Source organism: Mesorhizobium sp. M7A.F.Ca.AU.002.02.1.1 (genome assembly GCF_003998535.1).
Taxonomy (GTDB): domain Bacteria; phylum Pseudomonadota; class Alphaproteobacteria; order Rhizobiales; family Rhizobiaceae; genus Mesorhizobium; species Mesorhizobium ciceri.
The window spans coordinates 1-7,608 of sequence record NZ_RZPB01000243.1 but is presented as its reverse complement, the minus strand read 5'-3'; the positions used below and the strand labels follow the sequence as shown (position 1 = coordinate 7,608).

The following is a 7,608-nucleotide window of genomic DNA, read 5'->3' as shown; positions in this document are numbered from 1 at the left end:
GCACGACGAGATAGCGCAGCTCGGCAGTGGAATCCCAGACGCGGATTTTCTTGTCCGCCGGCAGCGTCAGCCCGAACTCTTCCAGCACGCCGCGCGGATCGATCACCGCGCGCGAACGATAGGGCGGCGCCTTGTACCAGACCGGCGGCAGGCCAAGCACCGACCACGGATAGCAGGAGCACAGTGTGCAGACGACGAGATTATGGGTATCCTGCGTGTTGAACACCGCCTGCATGTGCTCGCCCTGGCGGCCGGTATAGCTCAGCGATGCGATCGCCGCCGTCGCGTCGCGCTTCAGCCAATCGGCAAAGGCAGGATCGCTCCAGGCCTTGGCCACCACCCTGGCGCCGTTGCGCGGCCCGATCTTCGTCTCGTAGGTGTCGACGATGACGTCGATCGCGGCCGGATCGATCAGACCCTTCTGGGCGAGGATCGTCTCCAGCGCACGCACGCGGGCGGCAAACGGATCAAGTTCGTTATCGTGATGATGATCGTGGGACATGGCGACAAATTACGGTTCCGGTGGTGCCACCGCAAGCGCAACGCCTTGGGCCAGCGGCACATGCACTGGCCCTGTCACATCATTCGGCGGCCGCCCGCTGCGGTTCGGGCTGCATGTCTTCCCTCGCCTTGAACAGCGAGAGCTGGTCGACAGTTTCGACCGGACCCGGCTCGCCCTTGCGCTTCGACCAAAGCCCGACCAGCCAGCCCGAGAAATTCTCCATGTAGACATAGATCACCGGCGTCACGAACAGGGTCAGTGCCTGCGAGGCAAGCAGGCCGCCGACAACGGCAACGCCCAGCGGCTGGCGCAGTTCGGCGCTGGCGCCGGTGCCGAGCGCAATCGGGAACGTGCCCATGAGTGCCGCCAGCGTCGTCATCATGATCGGCCTGAAGCGCATCAGGCAGGCCTTGTGGATCGACTCGGTCGCCGACATGCCTTCTCGTCGCAACTCAAGCGCGACATCGACCATCATGATGCCGTTCTTCTTGACGATGCCGATCAGCATCAGGATGCCGATCACCGCGATGACCGACAGATCCATGCCGGCGAAGCGCAGCGCAACGACCGCTCCCAGTACGGCCGATGGCAGGCCGGTGAGGATGGTCAGCGGGTGGATGAAGCTTTCGTAGAGGATGCCGAGCACGATGTAGATGGTCAGGATTGCGCCGCCGACCAGAAAACCCTGGTTGGCCAGCGAATCCTGGAAGGTCTTGGCCGTGCCGGCAAAGGTCGTCGAGATCACCGTCGGCATGCCGATCTGCTCTTTCAGCGCATTGATGCGCGTCACGCTGTCGCCCAGCGCCACGCCCTGCGGCAGATTGTAGGAGATGGTCACGGCTGGAAGCTGGCCGAGCTGGTTGACGGTCAGGGCGCCGGCCGTGCGATCGACGCGGGCGAAGGCGCCGAGCGGAACAAGACTGCCGCTCGCCGTCCTCATCTGGATGGCCAGCATCCGCTCGGGCGACCACTCGATCTTGGGATCGAGCTCGGTGATGACTTCATAGCTGTCGGCCGAACCGAAGATGGTCGAAACCTGGTCGGTGCCGAACCCGCCATAGAGGGCGGAGCGCAACGTGTCGGTATCGATACCGAGTTGGGCGGCCTTGTCGCGATCCACCACCAGCGTCGCCTGCAGCGCATTGTTCTGCAGGTCGCTGGTGACGTCGGTGAAGTTCGCATGGTCGGCCGCCATCGCGTCGTTCAGTTTCTGCGCCCAAATATCGGTGAGGCCGGTATCAAGGCCCTGAACCACGAGCTGGTAGGCGCTTGCGGACGACCGCGAGCCCAGCCTCAAATTCTGCACCGGCTGCATGTAGGTCTCGATGCCCGCCACGCGGGCCAGTTGCTTGCGCAGATCCGCAAGCACCTTCTCGATATCGGGGCGCTGGTCCTTGCCCTTGAGCTGGACGAAGAGCTGCCCCTGGTTGAGCGCGTTGTTGCCGCTGCCCGCCGACCACGCCACATGGTCGACATAGGGCGAATGCGAGAAGACGCTGGCGACCTGCCCTTGCAGCCTGGACATGGCGTCGAACGAGATGTCCTGGCGGGCAATGGTGGTCACCGATATCTGGCCGATATCCTCTTGCGGGAAGAAGCCCTTCGGCGAGATCTGGATCAGCCACACCGACGCTGCCGCGGTGCCGACGAAGACGAGGAACACCAGGAAGGTGTGCCGCAGGCAGAAGCTCAAGACCCTGTCGTAGCCGCGCGTGACGAGGTCCTGCTTGTGACCGGGGCCATGCTTGTCGCGGTCGGCTTTGGTCACCGACAGCAGCCGCGAGCACAGCATCGGCGTCAGCGTCAGCGACACGAACATCGACGCCAGGATGGCGACCGTCACCACCACGGCGAACTCGTTGAAGATGCGCCCGATGACGCCGCCCATCAGCAGCACGGGGATGAAAACCGCCACCAGCGAGATCGAGATCGAGATGATGGTGAAGCCGATTTCGCGCGCGCCCTTCAGCGAGGCGTCGAAGGCCGACAGCCCGTCCTCCTCCATGTGGCGGAAGATGTTTTCAAGCATCACGATGGCGTCGTCAACGACGAGGCCGACCGCCAGCGTCAGGCCCATCAGCGAGATGTTGTCGATGGAAAAGCCGAACAGGAACATCGCGCCGAGCGTGGCGATCAGCGAGATCGGCACCGCCACGGCCGGGATGATTGTCGCCGTCACCCGGCGCAGGAACACGAAGATCACCATGATGACCAGGGCAATGGTGAGCAGCAGCGTGAACTGCACGTCGCTGACCGCCTGCCGGATCGAACTGGAGCGGTCGTTAAGCAACTTGATGTCGGCGGCGGCCGGCATCTGGTCCTTGAAGGACGGCAGCATCGCCTTGACCTTGTCGACGACGTCGACAGTGTTGGCGTCGGGCTGGCGCTGCACGGCCATGATGATCGCGCGGGTGCCATCGTACCAACTTGCGGTCGTGGTCGTCTGCACCGAATCGACCACGCGGGTCACCTCGCCCAGCCGTACCGGGTGACCGTTCTTGGTGGCGATGATGATGTTGGAGAAACCGGCGGCGTCGGTCAGCTGCGTGTTGGCGGTGATGGTGAGCTGCTGCTTGTCGTTCTGGAGCACGCCGAGCGGCGTGTTGCTGTTGGCCGAGGCAACCGCCGCCTGCAGCTGATCGATCGAGATGCCGCGTGCGGCAAGCGCGGTCGGGTCGATCTGGATGCGCACCGCGTATTTCTGCTGGCCGAAGATCGAGACCTGCGCCACGCCGTCGATGGTCGACAGCGACGGCGAGATGACGTTTTCCGCGAACGCATCGAGGTCGGTCAGCGGAACCGTGTCGCTGACCAGCGACATCAAAAGGATCGGCGCGTCGGCCGGATTGACCTTGCGATAGCTCGGCGGCGCCGTCATCTGCGGCGGCAATGATTTCTGCGTGCGCGCGATCGCCGCCTGCACGTCGGCCGCCGCCGCGTCGATGTCTCGGTTGAGCACGAACTGGATGGCGATCGAAGTCTGGCCAAGCGAATTGGTGGTCGAGATCGAATCGATGCCGGCGATGGTGGCGAACTGCTTGATCAGCGGCGTCGCCACCGATGTCGCCATGGTTTCCGGCGAGGCGCCGGGCAGCGAGGCCGAGACGTTGACCACCGGGAATTCGGCGCTGGGCAGTGCGGCCACCGGCAGGAACTTGTAGGCGAACAGCCCGCCCAGCACGAGGGCGAACGACATCAGAAGGGTGGCGACGGGCCGGCGTATGCAGAATTCGGAGATCATTGGGCGGCCTCGCCGGCGCTGGTCGCCTCGGCCACCTTGGGCGCAGCGGCACCCGCCGTGGTCTTGCCTTCATGCACCGCGGCGCCGTCCTTCAGCCGTGTCTGGCCCTCGGTGACAACCTTCTCACCGCTTTTCAGCCCCTGGCTGATGGCGCTGTTGTCGCCTTCGGTCAGCGCCACCTGCACCGGCCGCATCTCGACCGTGTTGTCCGGCTTGACCACATAGACGAAAGGGCCCTTCTGGCTTGGCTGCACGGCGACGGTAGGAACCGATGTCATCTGCGGCATGATGCCGGCGTCGAGCACGACATTCACATACTGGCCGGGCCATAGCGAAAGGTCGGCATTGGGAATACTTGCCCGCGTCGCGATAGTGCCCGACGCAGTGTCGACGCTGGAGTCGACGAAATCGAGCGTGCCCTTGCCGATCGGCGTCGCGTCACCATCCTTGGTCAGTGTCACCGCGCCCTGCTGCGGATTGGCAAGCGCCTTGTGCAGCAGGGCGAGATTGCTTTCCGGCAGATTGAAGTTGACCTGCAGCGGGTCCATCTGGGTGATGGTCACCAGCGGGGTCGCCGTGCTGCTGTTGCCATTGCTGACGGTGACGAGATCGCCGACGGCGACGCTGACCGCACCCAGCCTGCCGGAAATCGGCGCCGTGATCGTGGCGAAGCCAAGCTGGACATTGTCGGCGTCGATTGTCGCCTTGTCGGCGTCAACGGTCGCAGCGGCAGCCTTCTGCGCGGCGACGGCCTGGTCGTAGGTCTGCTGCGTGCCGGCCTGCTTGGCAACCAGATCCTTGGCGCGCTGGAGATCGGACTGCGAGCTGGCGAGCATCGCCTGATCCTTGGCGAGCGCCGCTTGATCCTTGGCAAGCTGCGCCTTCAGCGCCCGGTCATCGAGCGAGAACAGAACGTCGCCGACCCTGACCATCTGCCCATCCTTGACGTCGATCGAGACGATCTGGCTGGACACCCGCGCGTTGATGTTGACGACGGCGGGAGACGAGACGAAGCCGATCGCATAACGCCGGATCGGGAAATCGGCTGTCGAGGCGACGGCCGAGAGGATGGAAGCCGAGCGGGCGGCACCGCCGCCACCTGCCGCCTTGTCGCCCGCTGCCGGCTTGCCGGTTGCCGATTTGTCCGCGGCAGCGACCTGCTTTGCGCCGATGAGCTGCTGAGCCTTGCTCAGCGCGTCCGGAGACACATAGAGCCAGGCCGCGCCCGCACAGGCGACGGCAAGCAACGAAAGAACGACTTTTCCACGCATGGTCAAAGGCCCTCTCCACCCGACACGTCGTGGTCCGATGGTTCTACTCTAGCGCAAATCACGGCCCGTTGCCGCGATTTCGCCGAATAGATAGGACGCGCCTTTGTCGGAAAAGGGCCAAAACACGGCATTACGAAGATTTAATGTGCACTGCACAATGGATGTGCAACACGGGCTGAATCCCCATCCGACGGCTTGCGAGCCATCGCCTTCCGGCCTGAGACGACCAGAATGTGCGCGTCTCGACCTATTTGAGCATCGGCCAAAGCGTCGCCGCCAGCAGCACGCCCATGGCGATGTTGAACCATTTCAGCCGTACCGGGTCCGACAGGAAACCGCGCAGCGCGGTGCCGAACCCAGCCCACACCGAGACGCTCGGCAAATTGACGATGGTGAAGGCCACAGCGATCAACACCACCGACAGGAACGGGTGCTCGGCATTGGCATAGACGGCCATGGCGGTGATCGCCATCACCCACGCCTTGGGATTGACCCACTGGAATGCAGCCGCCTCGATGAAGCGCATCGGCCGCGCCTTCGTCTCGCCCTTGCCGGTCAGCGTGCGCGACATGGCGATCTTCCAGGCGAGGTACAAAAGATAGGCGCCGCCGGCGATCTTGAGCGCGGTATGCAGCGCCGGAAACGCCGTCAACACAGCGCCAAGGCCAAGACCGACGGCAAGCAGCAGCACGAGGAAACCCATGCTGATGCCAAGCATGTGCGGAACGGTTCTGACGATGCCGAAATTCACGCCCGATGCCAGAAGCATGAGATTGTTCGGCCCCGGCGTGATCGAAGTCACCAAGGCGTAGACAAGCAGGGCAAGGAAAGCGTCAAGCGACATGGATATCCTCCCCGACAAGTCAGGATCGTTGTCTTTTCTAGGCAACCCGCAAAGGCCCACGGACGGCCCACAGCGGGGCCAGAAGCCTCACTGTGGAAGCTGGCTGGCGCGCCCGGCGCCAGCACCGAAGGCCTACATCGCCTGCGGGCCGCGGTTCAACGCCGCCACGCCGGTGCGGCAGATTTCGACCAGGCCGAGCGGCTTCATGATGGCGATGAACTGATCGATCTTGGAGCCCTTGCCGGTGATCTCGAAGATGAAATGCTCGGTGTTGGCGTCGATGACGCTGGCGCGGAACGCATCGGCCAGCCGCAGCGCCTCGACCCGGGCCTCGCCGATGCCGGCGACCTTGACCAGCGCCAGTTCGCGTTCCAGCGGCCGCTCCTGGCCGGATTCATGCGAACGCACGGTCAGGTCGACGACGCGGTGCACCGGCACGATGCGCTCCAGCTGGTGCTTGATCTGCTCCAGCACATGCGGCGTGCCGCGCGTCACGATGGTGATGCGCGACAGGTGTTTTTCATGCTCGGTCTCGGAGACGGTCAGGCTCTCGATGTTGTAGCCGCGCCCGGAAAATAGGCCGATGACCCGGGCAAGCACGCCCGGCTCATTGTCGACCAGCACGGAAAGCGTGTGGTTTTCCGGCTTTTCCGTTTCCTTGGCGATAAAATAGGCCGAACCGGTCGGTTGTAGCTGTGCGTTCATGACATGAATCTCGATTTCAAGCTCTTGAGCTAATTCTTTGTTTGCGCAGGGCTTTCTCGCGACAGCCCTGCCTTGGTTCTGCCGGCTACACCAGTTCCCTGCCCTTGGCGTCGATGGCATTGGCCACCGCCTCGTCGGTCGCCTCGTCGGGCAACAGCATCTCGTTATGCGCCTTGCCCGACGGGATCATCGGGAAGCAGTTGGCGAGCGTCGCCACGCGGCAATCGAACAGCACCGGCTTCCTGACCGAGATCATCTCCTTGATCGCGTCGTCCAGCTCGTCCGGCTTTTCGCAGCGAATGCCGTGGCCGCCATAGGCCTCGGCCAGCTTGACGAAGTCCGGCATCGCCTCGGTATAGGAATGCGACAGCCGGTTGCCGTGCAGCAACTGCTGCCACTGCCGCACCATGCCCATATACTGGTTGTTGAGGATGAAGATCTTGATCGGCGCATTGTGCTGCACCGCCGCGCTCATCTCCTGCATCGTCATCTGCACCGAGGCGTCGCCGGCAATGTCGATGACCAAAGCGTCGGGATGCGCGATCTGCACGCCGAGTGCTGCCGGCAGGCCATAACCCATCGTGCCCAGCCCGCCCGACGTCATCCAGCGGTTCGGCTTCTCGAAACGATAGTGCTGCGCCGCCCACATCTGGTGCTGGCCGACCTCGGTGGTGATGTAGGTGTCCATGCCCTTGGTCAGTTCGTAGAGCCGCTCGATGGCGTATTGCGGCATGATCACGTCGTTGTTCATCTTGTAGGCGAGCGAGTCGCGCGCACGCCATTTGGCGATCTGCTCCCACCAGGGGTAGAGCGCCTTCTTGTCGGCCTTGGCGCTCGCCCGCCACAGCCGCACCATATCCTCCAGCACCCGGCCGACATCGCCGATGATCGGCACCTCGGTGTGGACGTTCTTGTTGATCGACGACGGATCGATGTCGATGTGGATCTTCTTCGAGTTCGGCGAGAAGGCGGTCAGCCGGCCGGTGATGCGGTCGTCGAAGCGCGCGCCGATGCAGATCATCACGTCGCAATCATGCATGGCCAT

Annotated in this window: 6 protein-coding genes; all 6 read right to left on the bottom strand. The window is 63.6% G+C overall.

Annotation, left to right across the window (positions count from 1 at the left end; genetic code table 11):
• Window positions 1-502 (bottom strand): nitrile hydratase subunit alpha (locus EN879_RS16540; RefSeq protein WP_127274134.1); only part of this gene is annotated, 502 nt, incomplete at its 3' end.
• Between the two features lie 79 nt (window positions 503-581).
• On the bottom strand, window positions 582-3,743 hold the full coding sequence (locus EN879_RS16535; protein ID WP_063168268.1) for an efflux RND transporter permease subunit: 3,162 nt from the start codon (window positions 3,741-3,743) through the stop codon (window positions 582-584).
• Complete coding sequence (locus EN879_RS16530) at window positions 3,740-5,014, bottom strand: efflux RND transporter periplasmic adaptor subunit (protein ID WP_063168269.1); 1,275 nt, start codon at window positions 5,012-5,014, stop codon at window positions 3,740-3,742. Before EN879_RS16530 ends, EN879_RS16535 begins: the two co-directional genes overlap by 4 nt.
• 247 nt (window positions 5,015-5,261) lie before the next feature.
• A complete protein-coding gene (locus EN879_RS16525) occupies window positions 5,262-5,858 on the bottom strand; it encodes a LysE family translocator (RefSeq protein WP_024501399.1) in 597 nt (198 codons plus the stop codon).
• A gap of 132 nt (window positions 5,859-5,990) precedes the next feature.
• The gene (ilvN, locus tag EN879_RS16520; RefSeq protein WP_013531048.1) at window positions 5,991-6,563 is read right to left on the bottom strand and encodes an acetolactate synthase small subunit; all 573 of its coding nucleotides are present in this window, start codon (window positions 6,561-6,563) and stop codon (window positions 5,991-5,993) included.
• Between the two features lie 85 nt (window positions 6,564-6,648).
• A partial coding sequence (locus tag EN879_RS16515) for a thiamine pyrophosphate-dependent enzyme (RefSeq protein ID WP_245493828.1) occupies window positions 6,649-7,608 on the bottom strand: 960 nt, incomplete at its 5' end.